Origin of the sequence: Peteryoungia aggregata LMG 23059 (genome assembly GCF_030814435.1) — a bacterium.
Lineage (GTDB): Bacteria > Pseudomonadota > Alphaproteobacteria > Rhizobiales > Rhizobiaceae > Allorhizobium > Allorhizobium aggregatum.
This window is the reverse complement of record NZ_JAUSUW010000001.1, coordinates 602,389-620,157: the sequence shown is the minus strand read 5'-3', so window position 1 is coordinate 620,157 and position 17,769 is coordinate 602,389. Positions and strand designations below refer to the sequence as shown.

Below are 17,769 nucleotides of genomic sequence, written 5' to 3'. Positions count from 1 at the left end.
TGAGATGACAACAGGGACAAGAATACATGATCATCACCATCCTTGGAGGCGCCGGCCTGATGGGCGCGGGCATCATCCGCGATCTGCTTTCCGACCGATGCATCATCGACATCACGACCATCCGTCTGTGTGATGCGGCGCGCCCACGCATGGAAGCTCTGCAGGCGGAGCTCTCCGACCCTCGCATTGAGCTTGTCGATCTTGATGTTGCCGATGGCGCGATCCTGTCTGCAGCGATTGCCGGATCCGATCTGTGCATCAACTGCGTACCGACCCTTCTCGGCTTCCAGATGGCCATCTTCGAGGCTGTCCTGACGGCAAAGGTGCATTATGTCGATCTGGGTGGGCTCGGGACCTTCACTGTCAAGCAGCTGGCCGAGCACGACCGGTTCAAGGCTGCCGGTGTCACTGCCGTGATCGGTTGTGGAGCGGATCCTGGCATGTCGAATGTGATTTGCCGCGCAGTGGCCGACCAGCTCGATGAGATCGATTCCATCAAGCTCTATTGGGCCGCCGAATTCGTCGGCGAGGAAAATCCGGTTCTCGTGCCCCCCTACAGCATCTCGACCGTGCTGGCGGAATATGCGCAGGAAAGCACGCAGTTCTATGGAGGGGAGCATGTGACCTGTGCCCCGATGAGCGGGCGGGAGGTTCTCGAACTCCCGGAGCCCTGGGGATCGTGTGAATTCATGCATTCTCCGCATTCCGAACAGCTGACGGTGCCGTTGGCTGACGGGATCCGGGAGAAGGGCATCAAGGAGTTTTCGTGGAAGCTGCATCTGCCGCATCGCGAGCATGAGGCCTGGGTCGGTCTGGTCAAGGCCGGCTTCGGGGATTTTGCCGAGCCTGTTGTCATCAACAATGTCGAGATCACTCCACTGGACGTGCTGCAAAAGGTCATCAATCGCAACATCGAGCGCAATCGTGACCGGATCCCTGAACAGGACAGCCACGAGATTCACTTCGCCATCGGCAAGGGACGAAAGAACGGCAAGCCAACAACAGTGCGGGTCGAAGTCATCGTCGAGCCGGATCCGATCTATGCCCCTTATGTCGATGCCTGCACATCGATGAACGGTTCGATTGCCGCACAGTTGATGCTGGCCGGCACCATGAAGCCGGGTGTCTGGGCGCCGGAGGAATATTTCGAGGTATCGCCCTACTTTGCGGAGCTCGCAAAGCGGAAGTTCAAGGTCGCGAGCCATATGGAATAAGGCTTTTCGACTGTAGGGCCCGGGCCGCTGATGACCTCGCGAACGAGACAAAGCGGTCGCCTGTTCAGGCTGTCCTCTCGTCCTTTCCACAGACGATGCAAGGGGACTCAATCGATGCGCTTCAACACGGGGCGGCTTTGCGATCTGAGTTCCAGTGGGGCACAAGGCATTTTTATATGGCCTTAGGTGAGCCGGTCCACTTGCGGCTCACCATTCTGCGACACTGCCATCCTCATGGCGCCAGACGGGATTGCGCCAGCGATGGCCTTCCTTGGCTCGCTCGATCACATATTGCTCGTCAACCTCGACGCCGAGGCCCGGGCCCTGCGGAATGCTGACGAAACCATCGGCATAGTGGAACACCTCCTTGTTGGAGATGTAATCCAGAATGTCGTTGCCGGTATTGTAGTGAATGCCGAGGCTCTGTTCCTGAATGAAGGCATTGTGGCTGACGGCATCGACCTGCAGGCAGGCGGCGAGCGCGATCGGGCCGAGCGGGCAATGCGGTGCAAGGGCCACATCATAGGCCTCCGCCATGGTTGCGATCTTGCGGCACTCGGTGATGCCGCCGGCATGGGAGAGGTCTGGCTGCAGGATATCGACGAAACCGTCAGACAGAACCGACTTGAAGTCCCAGCGCGAGTAGAGCCGCTCACCGAGCGCGATCGGGGTCGAGCAGTGATTGGCTATCTCGCGCAGGGCTTCGCGGTTTTCCGACAGCACCGGCTCCTCGATGAACAGGAGGTTGTAGGGCTGCAGTTCCTTGGCGAGCACCTTGGCCATGGGACGATGGACGCGGCCATGGAAATCGACGCCGATCCCGACATGGGGACCGACCGCTTCACGGATGATGGCGATCGTCTCCACGGCCTTCTCGACCTTCTCCCAGGTATCGACGATCTGCATTTCCTCGCAGCCATTCAGCTTGATGGCCTTGAAACCACGGGCAACGACATCGCGGGCATTGTTGGCTACGTCCGAGGGACGATCGCCGCCGATCCAGGAATAGACCTTGATCCGGTCACGCACCTGACCACCGAGCAGCGCGTGGATGGGTTGGCCGAGAGCCTTGCCCTTGATGTCCCAGAGCGCCTGGTCGATGCCGGCGATAGCGCTCATGTGGATGGCACCGCCGCGATAGAAACCGGCGCGGTACATGACCTGCCAGTGATCCTCGATCATCATCGGATCCTTGCCGATCAGATAGTCCGAAAGCTCATGCACGGCCGCCTCGACCGTCAATGCGCGGCCTTCAACAACCGGCTCACCCCAGCCGACGATGCCCTCGTCGGTTTCGATCTTGAGGAACATCCAGCGCGGCGGGACGATGTAGGTCGTGAGCTTGGTGATTTTCATGCGCGTCTTCTTCTCTGCTGTCGCAGGCGTTCAGCCCGCTTATCTGCTGTTGTTGCGGCCGATCACCCGTTCAGCGGCGGCCAGATCATGCACGGCCAGATCAAGCATCCGGTTGGACGCATGCCTTGCCTTTTCGCCGTCACGCATCCGCAAGGCTTCGACCAGTTCGCCATGGATCACCACCGCGTCTTCACGGCTTTCAACCGCGACGTTCGAGGCATGCAAGGCGTAGCGAAGGGCGGCATGGATGGCGCTCGACAGCCGCCGGAACACCTGGTTGTGGCTGGCAAGCAGCAACACGGCGTGAAACTGCACATCGGCCTCGGTGAAGCGTTCCGGGTCATCGCTCGAATCGCGCATCTGGCGCCAGGCGCTTTCCAGATCGGCAATCTGCTGCGTTGTCGCCCGGCTTGCCGCCAGTTCGGCGGCGACGGGCTCGATCGTCCGTCTGGCTTCGAGGATGCAGCCGAGCAGGTCGAAATCCTTGATATAGGGGCCGATCCATTCGAGCACGTCAGCATCGAGGATATTCCAGTCATCCTTGTCACAGACGACCGTGCCGACCCGTGGCTTGCCATGCAGCAGGCCCTTGGATTCGAGGATTTTCAGCGATTCGCGGATGACGGTGCGGCTGACGCCGTAGATCTCGCAGAGATCGTTTTCCCGCGGCAGCTGCGACCCCGGTGGATACCGATCGGCGCAGATGTCCTGCGCAATCGCCGCCGTAATGCTGCGGCGGACACGCGGTCGGCGAACCGTGACCGGTCCCTGCCCTTCGCTGTGCTGCTCCACGCTTGCCACCATCGCCTCCCTCTGCCGTCTCAAACCCATCGTCTATCCGAATTTGCAGGGGCTTACGATATCGCACCCGCTTGCCAAGCCGGCAATTCGCAATCTTTATCTCAATCATCATACCAAGGCAATTGACTGGTACGATGATTTAACCTAATTCTTGGGCACTGTCGGAGGGCAGTTGCTCAATTTTTGGGATATGGGAGAGATCACATGCGTTCATGGAAAGCCGCCATTCTGGCTGGCGTCGTCGCGTTTGCGGCGGCCGGCACAACCTATGCCGCCGACATCAAGATCGGCTTCATCGTCAAGCAGCCTGAAGAGCCCTGGTTCCAGGACGAATGGAAATTCGCGGACCAGGCCGCCGCCGAAAAGGGCTTTACCCTCGTCAAGATTGGCGCCGAGGACGGTGAAAAGCTCATGTCGGCGATCGACAACCTTGCCGCCCAGGGCGCGCAGGGCTTCATCGTCTGCACACCGGATGTCAAGCTTGGCCCGGGCATCGTCGCGAAGGCAGCAGCCAATGACTTGAAACTGATGACCGTCGACGATCGTCTCGTCGGCGCCGACGGCAATGCGCTCGAAGATGTCGTGCATATGGGCATTTCGGCAACCAAGATCGGCGAGACCGTTGGCCAGGCGCTGGCCGACGAAATCAAGAAGCGCGGCTGGGACATGAAGGACGTCGGCGCGATCCGCGTCTCCTATGACCAGTTGCCGACCGCCGTCGACCGCGTTGAAGGCGCGATTGCTGCGCTCAAGGCTGCCGGCTTCCCGGCAGAAAACATCTATGATGCGCCGCAGGCCAAGACCGACACGGAAGCTGCCCTGAATGCGGCCACCACCGTGCTCAACAAGCATGCCGACGTGAAGCACTGGATCGCCTTCGGCCTCAATGACGAAGCCGTTCTCGGCGCTGTCAGGGCAACGGAATCGGTCGGCATCTCCGCCGATAACGTCATCGGCGTTGGCATCGGCGGCGCGGAATCGGCGATCAACGAGTTCAAGAAGCCCACACCGACCGGGTTCTTCGGCACCGTGATCATCTCGCCGAAGCGCCACGGCTATGAGACCGCGATGAACATGTATGAGTGGGTTGCCAATGGCAAGGAACCGGAAAAGCTGACGCTGACCGCCGGCGCGCTCGCCATGCGCAGCGACTATGAAGCTGTGCGCAAGGATCTCGGGATCGAGTAATCTGCCTTTCGCAACATCTGCCCGGCGGCGATCAACCGGCGCCGGGCCACTCTGCGGAGCTTTCATGGCCTTTCTCGAATTCAAAGACATCAGCAAGGGCTATCCCGGCGTCCAGGCCCTGTCGAACGTGTCCTTCTCGGTCGAAAAAGGCGCCGTTCATGGCCTGATGGGCGAAAACGGCGCGGGCAAGTCGACCCTGATCCGCCTTCTGTCCGGCGACCAATCTGCCGATACCGGCACCATTTCCATCGATGGCGTGACGCAGACCTATAAATCGGTGCGCGATGCCTTCGCCTCGGGCGTCATCGTCATCCACCAGGAACTGCAGCTCGTCCCAGAACTGACGGTTGCCGAAAACCTCTGGCTCGGCCGCTTCCCGTCATCCGCCGGCGTCATCAACCGACGCAGCCTCAGCGATAGCGTGGCTCTCAAGCTGCGCGATATCGGCATTGATATTGATCCGGATGCCAAGGTGTCCTCCCTGTCGATCGGCGAGCGCCAGATGGTCGAGATCGCCAAGGCTGTCATCCTCGATGCGCGTGTCATCGCGCTCGACGAGCCAACCTCGTCATTGTCCTCGCGTGAAAGCGAGGTGCTGTTTGCCCTTATCGAAAAACTGAAGGCCAAGGGCACGGTCATTCTTTATGTGTCGCACCGCCTCGATGAGATATTCAGGCTCTGCGACAGCTTGACCGTGTTGCGCGACGGCAAGCTTGCCGCCCATCATCCAGACATCGCAGAGACGAACCGGGATCAGATCATCGCCGAAATGGTTGGTCGCGAGATCAGCAATATCTGGGGCTGGCGACCGCGTGAATTCGGACCCGTGCGCCTGGAGGTCTCTGATCTGAGCGGCCCCAATCTGCGCCAGCCGATCAGCTTTTCCGTGCGCCAGGGCGAGATCCTCGGCTTCTTCGGCCTGATCGGCGCCGGGCGCAGCGAAATGGCGCGGCTGCTGTTTGGCGCGGACAGGCGTGAAGGCGGCAGGGTCGTGGTTGATGGCGTCACCGTCACGGCCAACAGCCCCGGCGCATCGATCCGGGCCGGCATCGTGCTTTGCCCGGAAGATCGCAAGCATGATGGCATCGTTCAGGGGCGGTCGATCGAAGAAAACATCACGATCTCCTCGCGCCGGCACTTCTCACCCTTCGGCATCCTGAGCCCCAAGAAGGAAGCCTCGGTCGCCGATGATTTCATCGCAAGGCTCAGAGTTCGCACGCCATCGCGCCTCCAGGACATTATCAACCTCTCCGGCGGCAACCAGCAGAAGGTCATTCTCGGACGCTGGCTGTCCGAGCAGGGCGTCAAGGTTCTCGTTATCGACGAGCCGACACGCGGCATCGACATTGGCGCCAAGGCGGAAATCTACGAAATTCTTTATGGCCTGGCAGCCGAGGGCATGGCGATCATCGTCATCTCCAGCGAGTTGCCTGAAGTCATGGGCATATCCGACCGGATCATGGTGATGTGCCAGGGGCATGTGGCAGCCGACGTCCCACGTCCGGATTTCCACGAACGCCTGATCCTCACCGCCGCCCTGCCAGATCGCACCGCAGCCGCCGCCACACTCTAGATTCAGGACCGACATCCATGCCGTCTCTTAAGAAACTTCTTCTCGGCGATCAGGGCCTGGTGGTGATCTTCGTGGTCGCCTTTGCCATCGTGGCGCTGACCGTTCCCAACTTCATGACCGAGCGCAACATGCTTGGCCTGCTGCAATCGGTCGTCACCATCGGCATCGTCGCCTGCACCATGATGTTCTGCCTTGCCTCCCGCGATTTCGACCTCTCGGTGGGCTCCATCGTTGCCTTTTCCGGCATGATCGCGGTCATGGCCTCCAATGCGACCGGCTCGATCACGCTCGGCCTGATCGCGGCCCTCGCCAGCGGCGCCTTTGTCGGTCTGATCAATGGCGTCGTCATCGCCCGCTTCCACATCAACGCGCTCATCACCACGCTTGCGACCATGCAGATCGTGCGCGGTTTCGCGCTGATCGTGTCGGATGGACGCGCCGTCGGCATCAACAATCCGGATTTCTACCAGCTGGCGCTGTCGCGTTTCCTCGGGATCCCGACCCCTATCTGGGTCATGGCCGCTCTCTTCATCGTCTTCGGCTTCGTGCTCAACCGCACGGTCTTCGGCAAGAATACACTCGCCATTGGCGGCAATCCCGAAGCCTCGCGGCTGGCCGGCGTCAATGTCGTCAACATGCGCATCTGGATCTTTGCCCTGCAGGGGCTGGTCTGCGCCATCGCCGGCATCCTGCTTGCCTCGCGCATCACGTCGGGCCAGCCGAATGCCGCAACCGGCCTTGAACTCTCGGTTATCTCGGCCTGCGTTCTCGGTGGGGTGTCGCTGGCGGGTGGCCGGGCGACCATGAGTGGTGTGATCGTCGGCGTGATGATCATGGGCATTGCCGAAAATGTCATGAACCTTCTCAACATCCAGGCTTTCTACCAATATGTCGTGCGCGGCCTGATCCTGTTGATCGCCGTCCTGCTCGACAATCTGCGCTCCTCGGCTGCCGGACGGCATCGGTGACTGCGGGTCGGGAAACGCTTCTGCTGTCGAACGGGGCCCTTCAGGTACGGGTTACAAGTCAAGGTGCTGCCCTGACTGAAGCCCGGTTCGACGGCGAGGCATTCCTGATCCCCGGCGGTGGCCCGGAGGGACGCTTCGCGAGCTTCCCGCTGGTGCCCTTCGGCAACCGGCTAGAGCACAACAGTTTTGCGCTTGAAGGCACAGACTATCGTTTCCTGCCCAACAGCTCGGACCCCTTCTACCTGCATGGCGACGGCTGGCTTGAGCCATGGGATATCGACAAGGCCGATCACGCATCGGTGACGCTGTCGCTCAGGCATCGGCCCGGTCCGCTTTCCCCATATGTTTATCAGGCATGGCAAACCATCTCGCTTGCCGAAAACGCTCTCAGCCTCAAGCTATCCGTGCGCCATGAAGGCGAAAGGCCGCTGCTCTACGGGCTTGGGCAACATCCCTTCTTCGCCCGGACGGCGCAGACGCGCCTCACCGCGCTGGCACGGACCGCGTGGAGCGAACGCGCAGGGCACTTGCCGGGCGAGAGCGGGCCTCTGTCAAGAGAACTCGATTTTGCCGAACCCGCATTGTTGCCGGATCGCTTTGTCAACAATGCCTTTGCCGGCTGGGACGGACAGGCCTCCATAGAATGGCCGGAACTCAGGCTCGCTGCCGACATCGACGCCGGGTCGATCCATGATATCTACATGCTCTACATGCCGGTCGATCGCACCGACTTCTTCTGCTTCGAACCGATGTCCCACCTGCCGAACGCCCATCACATGCCGGGCTATGCAGGGTTGAAGCGGCTGGCAGCCGGGGAATCAATCAGCAGTGAAATCACCATTCGCCTGAGGAGGATATGACCATGGGCAACCGGCTCTACGGAAAGCGGATCATGATCACAGGTGCGGCCCAGGGCATCGGGCTTGCCATGGCCGAGGCCTTTGCACGCGAGGGGGCGGCCCTGCTGCTGATCGATCGCGACGGGGATCTGCTGGCGAAAGCTGCGGCAGATCTTGCAACTCGAGGGGCAAAGCTCTGCCATGCCGCCGCCGACATCACCGATGCCGCCTCGATCGAGGCTGCGATCGGACAGGCGAGAGAGACGATCGGCGAGATCAATGCCCTCGTCAACAATGCCGGCGTCAATGTCTTTGCCGAACCGCTTGAGCTTACCGATGAAGCCTGGGCGCGCTGCTTCGACATCAATCTCAAGGGCGCGTGGAACTGTAGCCGCGCGGTGCTGAAAGGCATGCTGGCCGGCAGCGGGGGGGTCATCCTCAACATCGCCTCGACCCATGCCTTCACCGTGATCCAGCACACCTTTCCCTATCCGCTTGCCAAACATGCGCTGCTCGGCATGACCAAATCGCTCGGCCTTGAATATGCCGCCGCCAATATCCGGGTGAATGCGCTTGCCCCCGGCTATGTCGCGACCCAGAAGGTGATCGATTACTGGAACGGATTTCCCGATCCCGAAGCTGCCAAAGCCGAGACGATGAAGCTGCATCCGGGTGGACGGATCGCCTCACCGGAAGAAATCGCCATGGCGGCGGTCTTCATGATCTCGGACGAATGCCCCTTCATGAACGCTACCTGCCTGACCATCGATGGCGGCCTGAGCGTCCAGCAGCATCCGGCGTGATTTTCAAGCGGTTCATGCCCCCGCAACCAATTCAAACATAAATCGGTGATTACGCGGATTTAACATACGATTGGCCGCCAAATCCCTAACCGTCTCTGTCTGGCAGGGCGTTTTTGCGTTTGCCGGGCCGACAGACTTGCGCCGAATTGACAAATCCAAGAGCTATGGCCCCACCCTTTCAAAGTCATAGATCGCTTCCACCCGGCAATTGGCCATACCGAGCAGGGCGAGCGCCCCGGCATCGCCCCCTGCTGCGGCAGCAAAGCGCAAGGCCATCGTCGCTTCGGCACGATCAGGTGCGGTGAGAGTCGCGGTTGCGATCACGCTGACATCCAGTGTGCCATTGGCGGGCACAGGGAAAACCCCGTCAAACCGGGTGGGGCTGCGTTCAGTCCAACGTATGCCATCGGGCGCGTTACCCACCACAAATTTCGACGGGTGGAACTTGCCACCCCAGGTGATCTGTTTGCTGCTGTTCATGCGATCCACCAACGGCGGCACCATGTCCGCGACCTGCGGCAGGCAGCCTTCAATCTTCTGCACGCGTACCGATCCGCGCCATGTGCCGTCTTCCGGCGTGATGTTGAAAAGTTCAATCGGGCAAACACCGTCGCCTCCGTAGGAGGCATCGATTTGATCGGTGCCTGCATTGCTCCAGATATAGTCGTTCCCCTTGATCACCAACACCATGTTTTCTGCACCGGATGGTGCCGGGCTTCCGACCACGAGCTCGTAATCCGCAAGCGTCACAGGGGACAGGCTGCAGGTGCAGCCTGCGTCTCCACAGTTGGCAACAACGATCTTGTCTTCCGCAAAGGCGGGCTGGCTCAAACCAATGGCCCCCAACAGGCCAGCAACGAAAAGACGGGCTTGCATCAGTTTTCTCCCAAGAGTTTTGCGCGCAGGGCGGCAGCGACTTCCGGCGTCAGGTCAAGCCGGATGCCGGGAATCGTGATGTCCTGGCGGGTCGGGGTAAAGGTCAGACTGGCTGCTATGGCCGTGTGGGCTTTGATCACCACCTCTGTTGCATCAGCCCAATGACACAACTGTCCAGCGGCGGTATCAAGACAGGTTCCATTCTGAGCGCTCCAACGGATCGGGTTCAACTCGATCCGGTCGCCTACTGCGGTCATGAACGCGATCGTGGGCTGGCCCGCCGACACGCCCGCAGCGGTTTCATAAAAATGGGGAAAGTCGGTAAACCATCCGGCAGGAAGGGCAAAGCCCAGGCCGGTCTGCGCATCATTGACACGGCAACTCGGTGCCGCATCACAACGATAAGCGACGTCATCACTTGCCTGTGCAGGGTCTACCGGACCTTCGCGCGGGATCACATAGTCTGTCTGTCCGGCGGCTATGGTGACACGGTCAAAGAACGTGGCATCGGCCGCCATGCCAAAAATAGCCCACTGACCCGGTATCAAAGTGGTTTGCCATCCGTTCGCCACGGTATCTGCAAGGCGGTCATCCTGCGTCCCGCCTTCGGGCATCGCCGACCATTCGACCAGCCCATCATAGCCTTCTGCCTTGATCGTGACGGCCACCGTGTCGCCTGAAGGAAGGTCTTCGCCCATGCCCATGGTTTCAAACGGCGTCAGGGGAATTTCGAACACCTGCCCTGCCGCATCGGTGACGGTGATATCGGCTCCGAATCCCCGACCTGCGGTCACCTCCGCCGGGGCTTCGGCGTAGATGCGCCAGCGGCCGGGGTAAAGCTCCGCGTTCCAAGGGCCTGTCATCGCCTCGGGCATGGCCAGTGCTTCGGGGGCGTCGGGGTGGGGGTCCAGGGGTTCGGCAGACCACAGGATCGGTTGTCCTGCAAACTTTGCAGGAACCGACAGAGAGACTGGAATAGAAGTCAGCCCAGTGGCAGGCTTGGCTTCGACCTTATCCAGCGTCACCGTAATGGGGCGGGTGTAGATGACCTCGCTGTCCTGAAACGTATAGCGGAATTCAAAGACACCCGGTTCATCGGGCATGGTGAATGTCATCTCGTTCTGATTTGCGACATAGCCATAGCCAAACCGGACGTCATCGACCTGACGATAGAGTTGAATATTGTCCAGATACGCATCTGGCCCGGTCCAGGTGATCGTCACATCACTCCCTACCTGCGCCATGTCGGGGGCGGTAATCGACACCGGGGATTCGGTCAGGGTCAGGCGGGCACGGGCGATGATTTCCTGCGCTTTCAACAGATAGACCACCTCATGTGGGCCGGTCCTGAAGGGCAGACGCACCTCGACAAAGCGCTCGGTATCGACTGCGGATTCGGCCAGCCATTCGCCGTTGGCGTCCAGTATGCGGATATAATCGTGTTCTTCATGCGGGCCGACAAACTCGATTCGCAACGATGATCCGGCAGGGGCGGTTTCGGGCACAGTGAGGCTTGCCTTGGCCAGCACGGGTTCGGGTTCGGGCACCGGCGCGGGCTGTGGTGGAGGCAGTTTGGCGGTAACGGTGGCAGCCAGTGCATCGGCCAGCCCACCTGCGTCCGAGGCTTGCAGATATTGCCCGCCGGTTTCGGTGGCCAGACAGGCCACCTGCGCGCCTTCGGCCCCTGACAGGCCAAAGCCGATGACATGGGCGGTGAAGTTCAGGCCCGCAGCTTCCAGTTCACGACCCAAGGCGCAAGGATCGGCGTCGCAGGTTTCCAGCCCGTCCGTTACCAGAACTACGGTCGCCGCAGTTTCGCCATAGCGCAACGCCTCGGCGGCTTGGCGAACCGATTCCGACAGTGGCGTCTTGCCCAGAAACCGCATCTTCCCGACTTGAGCCGCGATCTCGGCCCCGGTGCCGGGGGCGGGGGGGACAATCAGCTCGATGTCACTGCAATTGCCCTTTTCGCGATGGCCATAAGCCATCAGGCCCAATTCCTGATCTGCGGGAATGCCGCCCAGCACGGTCGCCACCGTTTCGCGCGCGATCTCCAGCTTGGCGCGCCCGTCGATCTGGCCCCACATGGACCCCGATCCGTCCATCACGATGATGCTGCGCGGGCTATCGGCCAGCGCGGGGCTGGCAAGAACCGCGAAAACAGCGAAAATCTTGGCGAATTGAATCATGGTCATTTCCCTACCCGCGTTACGAGGTGCCTTGTGGACCAATTGCATGCCCCGACTTCCGTCATGCCCTTGACCTCCCAGTCCACCGCGAAAAGGTTTGGCGTTAACAGTTGCATCCTCCCGGTCGAAGTCACCGGCCCCATCTCGGTCATGGCCTGTGCCGTGCCGACGCTTTCCACCGGGGTGATGTCTTTGAAAGCATGGGGCGTGTATTCGGGATCGGGGTCGGCGGCCATAAAGGCGGTCTGGACGGTTTCGCTGGAGAACACCCCGTTCCAGACAATGGCGGCAGTGACGATCTTCTGATCGGCGAGAACCTGACGGAGCATCTCCCCTACAGGCCCGCATTGCACGGAAATATGGATGGGTTTGCTATCACGCCACTGACCATCGTGAGGTTCCAGCGTGGTTTGCGGGCAATAGCCCGACCCGCCGAAACGGGCGTGCAAAGCCTCGGCCGTTTCATTGGTCAGACTGTGGTCGCTGGCCGGGCTGTCCCAGACCCCCTGCACGTCCGCCGCAACCGACTCCAGACCCAAGGCCACCGCTACACCGCCGCGGTCCAGCGGCATGGCGGCACAGGTGCAGCCTGCCCCTTCGACACAGCTAGCCGAATACAGGCCAGAGGCGTAGACATCGACAAAGGGCCGCCCCTCATCCCCAGGGGTGAAGACCGGGATGGTTTCGGCGTGCAGGGGCAGGGCAAAGGCGCTCAGAACAATGGCGGCAAGGCGCATAAGTGGGCTCCGGTGTGAAGGGTATCGGGAAATGGCGCACGGGAAAGCTGTGTTGATCTGTGCTGAAAGGCGGTTGATATGGCCTGTCAAAGCGCGGTTTCACCCCGTCGCGGGCTGGCCCAGTGATAGGCCCGCTCTCCCAAAGCCTTGAATTTGTCCGATGCTCGCTCCAGCTTGGCTTGCCATGCCGGATCGGGGGGCTGCCCGGCCGTCAGCTTGAAATAGGCTTGCAACATGCAGGCAATGGCAAAGGGTTCGATCAGCGCCACCTTGACGGCCCAGGCAAACAGGAGGGCAAAGACAACCCCCATCGCCGACATCTGCCCCGGCAACAGCCAGGCCACCAGCCCGGCAGGCACCAGCATGATCACAAAGATCAGGGCCGACAGTAGCCAGACCCACAGCGTCACCCAAGCCGCATTGACCAGCATTGCCCTCGCGTTCTGGGCATAGAGCACCAGCGCGGTTTTTGATGCTTCATACGGGTTCACGGTGCGGGTTTCAAAGCAGTGCGCCAGCATCACCTCGTCCAAAAGCCCAACTGCCACCCGCAGATAGGCCCGGATTACCGACATCAGCCTGTCCAGCCCCGGAATTGGCAGGATCGACATCAGCCCCTCCAAGAGCCCCGTCACCGCATTGATGACGCCCTTGACCAGCTGATCAATGCCGAAAAGAACGTTTGAGGTGCCAAATCGCTCGGTCACCTTGGCGCGGGCATAGGCAATCTGACCCTGGCCCCCCGGAATTTCCCGGCCCTGCAGCAGTTCGACCATGACGGCAATGTGGCCTGCCTTCACCGTGTAAAGGACATACTCGCGCAGGAAATACAGCACTGCGGCCGTCAGGCCAAAGCCCCCGGCTGCCCCATACGCGCTGGCGGCCAGCCTGCGTTCATCGTCCCAGAAACCACCAATGCCATAACCCACACCGGCGCCAACACCTGTCACCAACACATAGGCTGCGGCAATGCTGAAATAGATGGCCAGCCGAAACATTAAAAAAGGCGCGGTCTGGCGCATAACGCGCAGCGCGGTCGAAAAGTTGAAATTGCTCATGTGTCCTCAACCAAGGCGAGCCCTAGATAGGCTGAGGACAAAGTAGGCAAGATTTGCGGCCAATGCTTGGGGCAGACGGCACTCAGCACGGGGTGGGCGGCACAAAGCTAACGATGCGACAGACGCGCGCGGCTTTCGGATGGGGTTTCGCCATAGATCTGGCGAAAGCACTTGTTGAACCACGACAAATCGCCAAACCCAACCGCCATTGCCAGATCTGAAATCGATCGGTGGTCCTGCCCCTGATCTGCCAACATGCGCCGAAAAAGCTGCATCCGCCTGCGGGTCAGATAATCGCGAAAGGTGGTCTGATCTTCGGCAAACAGCGCGCGGGCGTAGCGTTCGGAAATACCCGCGGCGGCGGCTATGACGGCCAGTGACAGGCCCGGTTCGGTCAGATGTGCGTCAATCCCGGCCTTGACCGCGCTCAGCCTCGCCGCTCTGACCCCGCGGCCCTGCGCCTCCAGACGTGCGGTGTCACCTGCGGTCAGGGCGATCTGGGCCAGTTCATACAGATGCGCGCTGTACTGCGCGCGCTCCTCCGGGGCCAGCACTTCGGCCTCGGCGTCCAGGGACTGTGCATAGCGGATGAACATACGCCATTGTGGGGATACCGGCATGGTCTGGCGCAGCCGCCCATTCAGCGCCCGCGCTGATTGCGCCAGCGCGGCGCGCGGAATCGAGACATAGAACAAATCCGACCGCGCGGCCTGAAAAACCGCCCGCCCCGCCACCTCGTTTGGGTCCAGATAGACCTCTCCCAGCTTGCATTCCACCGCCGCCCCGCCGGTCTGCGCCATGGAGAATCCGTGGTTCAGCGGTATGTGGATGAGCAGATTGTCCCCCTCATCCGCCGCCATCGCCCGCGTGCGGGTGGTGACCGACGCTGAATGACTGGTCCGCGCCGTCACAACACCCGGCAGGATCTTGATCGTTGTGGAGGACGCATAGGTGTCAGGCGTTTCTGGTTCTATCGCCAGCTTGCAAATCGCCGCCGCTGCGGCCTCAAAGGCCTGCACCCTGTTGCAAGGGTCAAAATTCTCGGTCGAAAGCGAAATGACGGGGAGTGGTTTGATCATCGTTACCAAGCCTTGCCTTCCCTGTTGTCGCCATTTGACCTTTTTACAAAGGTTGCCGCCTGCCGCAGATGTGTCAAGAACTAGATCAGGTTGCCCTTCAAAGCCGAGGATTTGCCGGTGGCATACTCTTTACATAGAGGTGGCTGATTGACCCGCCCGTTGGACATATTCTCGCCATTGACAGTTACAGTGATGGTCGATCGGCTGTTGTGACGTGCGTGGTGCAGGTCAGCAAGCTTTCCTGAACATCCCCCAGGATCATGGCAGATTCCGCTACCGTGTGCTCTGTCATCAGGGGCAATGTGCGTAAAGAGATCCTCCCGGACACTAGGGACGACGCCCGAGTCTGTCCGCGACCTGAAGGCGCTCTTGTGACGTGACTGCGGCCAGTCGTGCGACCAATGCGGTCTGCAGGACGCTTTCGGCGGTTTTCATGCGCTCCGACTTCTCAGACAACAGCCGATCGAGAGCCTCCGGATCGAAGGGCTCTGCCGTCAACACGGCCCGAAGATCGGCAATGTTGGTATCGGACAGATCGCGGAAGGCCGGGTCGTTGCGCAGCAGGTGGGCGACCTCGTCCCGATAGGCAGCAGGCAGCGCGTCAAACAGCATATTGCGCGAGACCTCGACCGAGCGCAGTGGCTGTGGCGGGTGGATGAACAGCGCATCGCCGATCATGATACCGATGATCAGGGCGTTGAGGCTCAGCGAGCCGATGAAGATCCGGCGATGGATCCGCGAGGGGATGGCCTCGACGAGGCGGTTGGACAATCTGTCGGTCATTTGCTGATCCGTTTCGTCATTCACTCTGTCATGCCTTTGGGTGTTGCGATGAGCTCCGAGGGGTTTTCGGGCAGGTCTACGGTGATCGCCGGCCGGTCGAGGCCAAGGCCGGACAGAAACATCGCCGGATCGCTGCCGACCGCGCCAAACCAGATGCCGCAGCACAGCGAAGCAGCCATCCCGAGCGCGGGGCGCCATCCGCCGATCAGACCAAGGATATCCTCGACCAGCAGACGAGGAGAAAAGCGGGTAGGCCGATCTGCGAGGCGCTCGCGCGTTGCTGCCAATCTATCACTCTCGCTTTGTGCGTCAGCGATGAGCCTCGCTGTCAAAGCGTCAGACGGGGCCGCCTCGATGCTGCGCAGATCGGCAAACAGCTCGTCCAGCCGGTCATCATTCATCTGCATAACCCAGGGCCTCCTTCTTCGACGACAATGCGGCGGCAAGGGCGCGCTTGCCACGCGCGGTCAGCGATTCCACCGCCTCGACCCCGATATCCATGATCGCCGCGATTTCCGGATTGCCGAGCCCCTCGATAAAACGCAAGGACACTGCCAGCGCCTGGCGTTCGGGCAGTTCGGCCAGCGCCCGGCGCAGGGCATCGAGCCGCGCCTCCTGCTGAAGGCTCGCGATGATGGCGGGATCGCCTGCGGTCATTTCACCCGGCACTGCGTCGATGGAAACCATCTGGCAACGGGCGCGCAGACGGTCAAGACACAGGTTGGCCGTGACCCGGTAAAGCCAGGTGCTCACCCTCGCCCTGGGTTGCCATGTGGGGGCCGTCCGCCAGAGGCGGAGCAGGGCTTCCTGCATGATATCCTCTGCTTCCGATCGGTTGCCGAGCAGACGCAGCGCCTGGGCCAGCACCCGAGGCGACAGCCGTTCGATGAGCGTTTGCGCCGCGCGGTTATCGCCGGCGGCGAAGGCTTTCAGCAGAGATGCATCTTCGTCCTGCAAGCGGGCGCAGTTCCTCTTCTCCGTCGATGCCGGTGCGAGCGACCGTATCGCGGGCATACCCGACATCGGGCGTGCCTGGCTGGACCATGCGGGACTATATTCTCCCCACGGCATCAAGAGGATCATCATAAGCATTCACGAAGGTTGGCGACAAGAACTGCCATGTTGAACGGTGGGGAAAGGATTTTCCGTCGGAGGATCGATCTTTCTCGTTGCAGCCGCGACGGAAACGGTGAGGGCTTTCGTTCAAGCGCCATCACAGTCACCTGGATACCCCATGCGCTTCTTCCGATTTCTCCTGACCCGGCATCCGCTGCCGACTGTCGTATTGGTCATCGGCCTTGCCGGGCTCAGCTGGTTCGGCGTGCGTTTCGTCTCGGAACTTCTCTATTTCTCCGATCCCGCCCATCAGGAGCAGTCGCTGGCGCCGTGGATGTCCCCCTATTATGTGGCGAAGTCCTGGGACCTGCCCCGCGAGGTGATTATCCGCGAGATGCAGCTTGAGCCCGACCACAAGCAGCCGACGCTGGCGGATGTGGTCGAGCACATGGGCATCACGCTTCCGGAACTGGAAGCGCGCATTCGCAAGGCCAAGGCCGCGCTCGAAGCGGAGCGGAGACGGCAAAACGATGGACGCGAGGACATGTCGCCCGGTCTGGAGCACGGACGCGGCGAGGCCGGGGCTGACGACCATGACTGATATCCTCCTCGGGCTCGTCCCGACCTATGGCCTTTGGCTCATCATGGGTGCATTGCTGCTGTCGTGCCTGGCGCTGCCGGTGCCCTCCTCGATCCTCGTCATGACCGCCGGAGGCTTTGCGTCCAGCGGTGATCTGGTGTTGTGGCAGGTTCAGATCTCAGCCTTTGGCGGCTTCGTGATCGGCGACCAGCTTGCCTATGGCCTGGCGCGCAAGGGTGGCGCGCCGCTTTTGGCAAGCTTGCGTCGGCATCCCCGCATGGAAGGGCTGTTCGGGAAGGCTGAGGGGCTGCTTGCCCGCCGGGGGCCGGTGGCGGTGTTCCTGAGCCGCACCGTGTTCAGCCCGCTTGGTCCCTATATGGGTTATCTCTCGGGTGCCCTGTCTCTGCCCTGGGCCTCCTTCACGCTTGCTGCCGTTCTCGGTGCCGTGTGCTGGTGCTGCGGCTACAGCCTGCTCGGCTATGTTTTCGCCAGCCAGATCGCCCAGGTCGCATCGCTCATCGGCAACGCGATCGGCATCGTGCTGCTCGGCACCCTGGTGCTCGTGACCGGTTTCCATCTCTGGCGAAGCTGGCGGCGGGAGAGAGGCGAGCCTGCTCAAGATAATTCTGCGACCGGCGACGGAATTGAGTGAAGCCGCCGTTCAACTGG

The 17,769-nt window shown here is 61.1% G+C and carries 18 protein-coding genes; 8 read left to right on the top strand and 10 right to left on the bottom strand.

All coding sequences use genetic code 11. From position 1 onward, the window contains the following. Positions 1 to 26 precede the first annotated feature (26 nt). Entirely contained in the window at positions 27 to 1,214 is a 1,188-nt protein-coding gene (locus tag J2045_RS02860; protein WP_307369171.1) for a saccharopine dehydrogenase family protein, read from the top strand. A 207-nt stretch (positions 1,215 to 1,421) separates the two neighbouring features. Here the strand turns inward: J2045_RS02860 and dgoD are convergent, their stop codons facing one another. Next, positions 1,422 to 2,570: a galactonate dehydratase gene (dgoD, locus tag J2045_RS02855; protein ID WP_307369169.1), complete on the bottom strand. Its 1,149-nt coding sequence runs from the start codon at positions 2,568 to 2,570 to the stop codon at positions 1,422 to 1,424. Positions 2,571 to 2,609: 39 nt separating this feature from the next. Next, positions 2,610 to 3,374 (bottom strand): FadR/GntR family transcriptional regulator, encoded by a 765-nt coding sequence (locus J2045_RS02850; RefSeq protein WP_307369250.1) that lies wholly within the window; start codon positions 3,372 to 3,374, stop codon positions 2,610 to 2,612. Between the two features lie 201 nt (positions 3,375 to 3,575). Here J2045_RS02850 and J2045_RS02845 point away from each other — a divergent pair, with 201 nt between their 5' ends. From J2045_RS02845 to J2045_RS02825, 5 genes are all read left to right on the top strand, one after another. Continuing rightward, positions 3,576 to 4,559 carry an arabinose ABC transporter substrate-binding protein gene (locus J2045_RS02845; RefSeq protein WP_307369167.1) on the top strand — a complete coding sequence of 328 codons (984 nt, stop codon included), beginning with the start codon at positions 3,576 to 3,578 and terminating at the stop codon, positions 4,557 to 4,559. Between the two features lie 64 nt (positions 4,560 to 4,623). Next, the gene (gene araG, locus J2045_RS02840) at positions 4,624 to 6,132 is read left to right on the top strand and encodes an L-arabinose ABC transporter ATP-binding protein AraG (protein WP_307369166.1); all 1,509 of its coding nucleotides are present in this window, start codon (positions 4,624 to 4,626) and stop codon (positions 6,130 to 6,132) included. Positions 6,133 to 6,149: 17 nt separating this feature from the next. Next, complete coding sequence (gene araH, locus J2045_RS02835; protein WP_166599063.1) at positions 6,150 to 7,100, top strand: L-arabinose ABC transporter permease AraH; 951 nt, start codon at positions 6,150 to 6,152, stop codon at positions 7,098 to 7,100. Then, positions 7,097 to 7,960 (top strand): aldose 1-epimerase, encoded by an 864-nt coding sequence (locus J2045_RS02830; protein ID WP_307369163.1) that lies wholly within the window; start codon positions 7,097 to 7,099, stop codon positions 7,958 to 7,960. The genes araH and J2045_RS02830 overlap by 4 nt, the downstream gene beginning before the upstream one ends. Positions 7,961 to 7,962: 2 nt before the next feature. Continuing rightward, the gene (locus J2045_RS02825; RefSeq protein ID WP_307369248.1) at positions 7,963 to 8,742 is read left to right on the top strand and encodes an SDR family oxidoreductase; all 780 of its coding nucleotides are present in this window, start codon (positions 7,963 to 7,965) and stop codon (positions 8,740 to 8,742) included. Between the two features lie 162 nt (positions 8,743 to 8,904). Here the strand turns inward: J2045_RS02825 and J2045_RS02820 are convergent, their stop codons facing one another. The 8 genes from J2045_RS02820 to J2045_RS02785 all read right to left on the bottom strand — a co-directional run bounded on the left by J2045_RS02820 (position 8,905) and on the right by J2045_RS02785 (position 16,421). Next, complete coding sequence (locus tag J2045_RS02820; RefSeq protein WP_307369162.1) at positions 8,905 to 9,618, bottom strand: hypothetical protein; 714 nt, start codon at positions 9,616 to 9,618, stop codon at positions 8,905 to 8,907. Then, positions 9,618 to 11,807, bottom strand: a complete 2,190-nt coding sequence (locus J2045_RS02815) for a vWA domain-containing protein (RefSeq protein ID WP_307369160.1) — start codon at positions 11,805 to 11,807, stop codon at positions 9,618 to 9,620. The genes J2045_RS02820 and J2045_RS02815 overlap by 1 nt, the downstream gene beginning before the upstream one ends. A gap of 2 nt (positions 11,808 to 11,809) precedes the next feature. Further along, entirely contained in the window at positions 11,810 to 12,544 is a 735-nt protein-coding gene (locus J2045_RS02810; RefSeq protein ID WP_307369158.1) for a hypothetical protein, read from the bottom strand. 86 nt (positions 12,545 to 12,630) lie between these two features. Further along, positions 12,631 to 13,602 (bottom strand): hypothetical protein, encoded by a 972-nt coding sequence (locus tag J2045_RS02805; RefSeq protein WP_307369156.1) that lies wholly within the window; start codon positions 13,600 to 13,602, stop codon positions 12,631 to 12,633. Between the two features lie 107 nt (positions 13,603 to 13,709). Beyond that, the gene (locus tag J2045_RS02800; RefSeq protein WP_307369246.1) at positions 13,710 to 14,681 is read right to left on the bottom strand and encodes an AraC family transcriptional regulator; all 972 of its coding nucleotides are present in this window, start codon (positions 14,679 to 14,681) and stop codon (positions 13,710 to 13,712) included. 327 nt (positions 14,682 to 15,008) lie between these two features. Then, entirely contained in the window at positions 15,009 to 15,464 is a 456-nt protein-coding gene (locus J2045_RS02795; protein WP_307369154.1) for a periplasmic heavy metal sensor, read from the bottom strand. Positions 15,465 to 15,484: 20 nt separating this feature from the next. Then, a complete protein-coding gene (locus tag J2045_RS02790) occupies positions 15,485 to 15,871 on the bottom strand; it encodes a hypothetical protein (protein ID WP_307369153.1) in 387 nt (128 codons plus the stop codon). After that, positions 15,858 to 16,421: a sigma-70 family RNA polymerase sigma factor gene (locus J2045_RS02785; protein ID WP_307369151.1), complete on the bottom strand. Its 564-nt coding sequence runs from the start codon at positions 16,419 to 16,421 to the stop codon at positions 15,858 to 15,860. The genes J2045_RS02790 and J2045_RS02785 overlap by 14 nt, the downstream gene beginning before the upstream one ends. Positions 16,422 to 16,698: 277 nt before the next feature. Here J2045_RS02785 and J2045_RS02780 point away from each other — a divergent pair, with 277 nt between their 5' ends. Together J2045_RS02780 and J2045_RS02775 are read left to right on the top strand one after the other, a co-directional pair. After that, the gene (locus J2045_RS02780) at positions 16,699 to 17,121 is read left to right on the top strand and encodes a hypothetical protein (RefSeq protein ID WP_307369149.1); all 423 of its coding nucleotides are present in this window, start codon (positions 16,699 to 16,701) and stop codon (positions 17,119 to 17,121) included. Further along, the gene (locus J2045_RS02775; RefSeq protein WP_307369147.1) at positions 17,114 to 17,752 is read left to right on the top strand and encodes a DedA family protein; all 639 of its coding nucleotides are present in this window, start codon (positions 17,114 to 17,116) and stop codon (positions 17,750 to 17,752) included. The genes J2045_RS02780 and J2045_RS02775 overlap by 8 nt, the downstream gene beginning before the upstream one ends. Positions 17,753 to 17,769 lie beyond the last annotated feature (17 nt).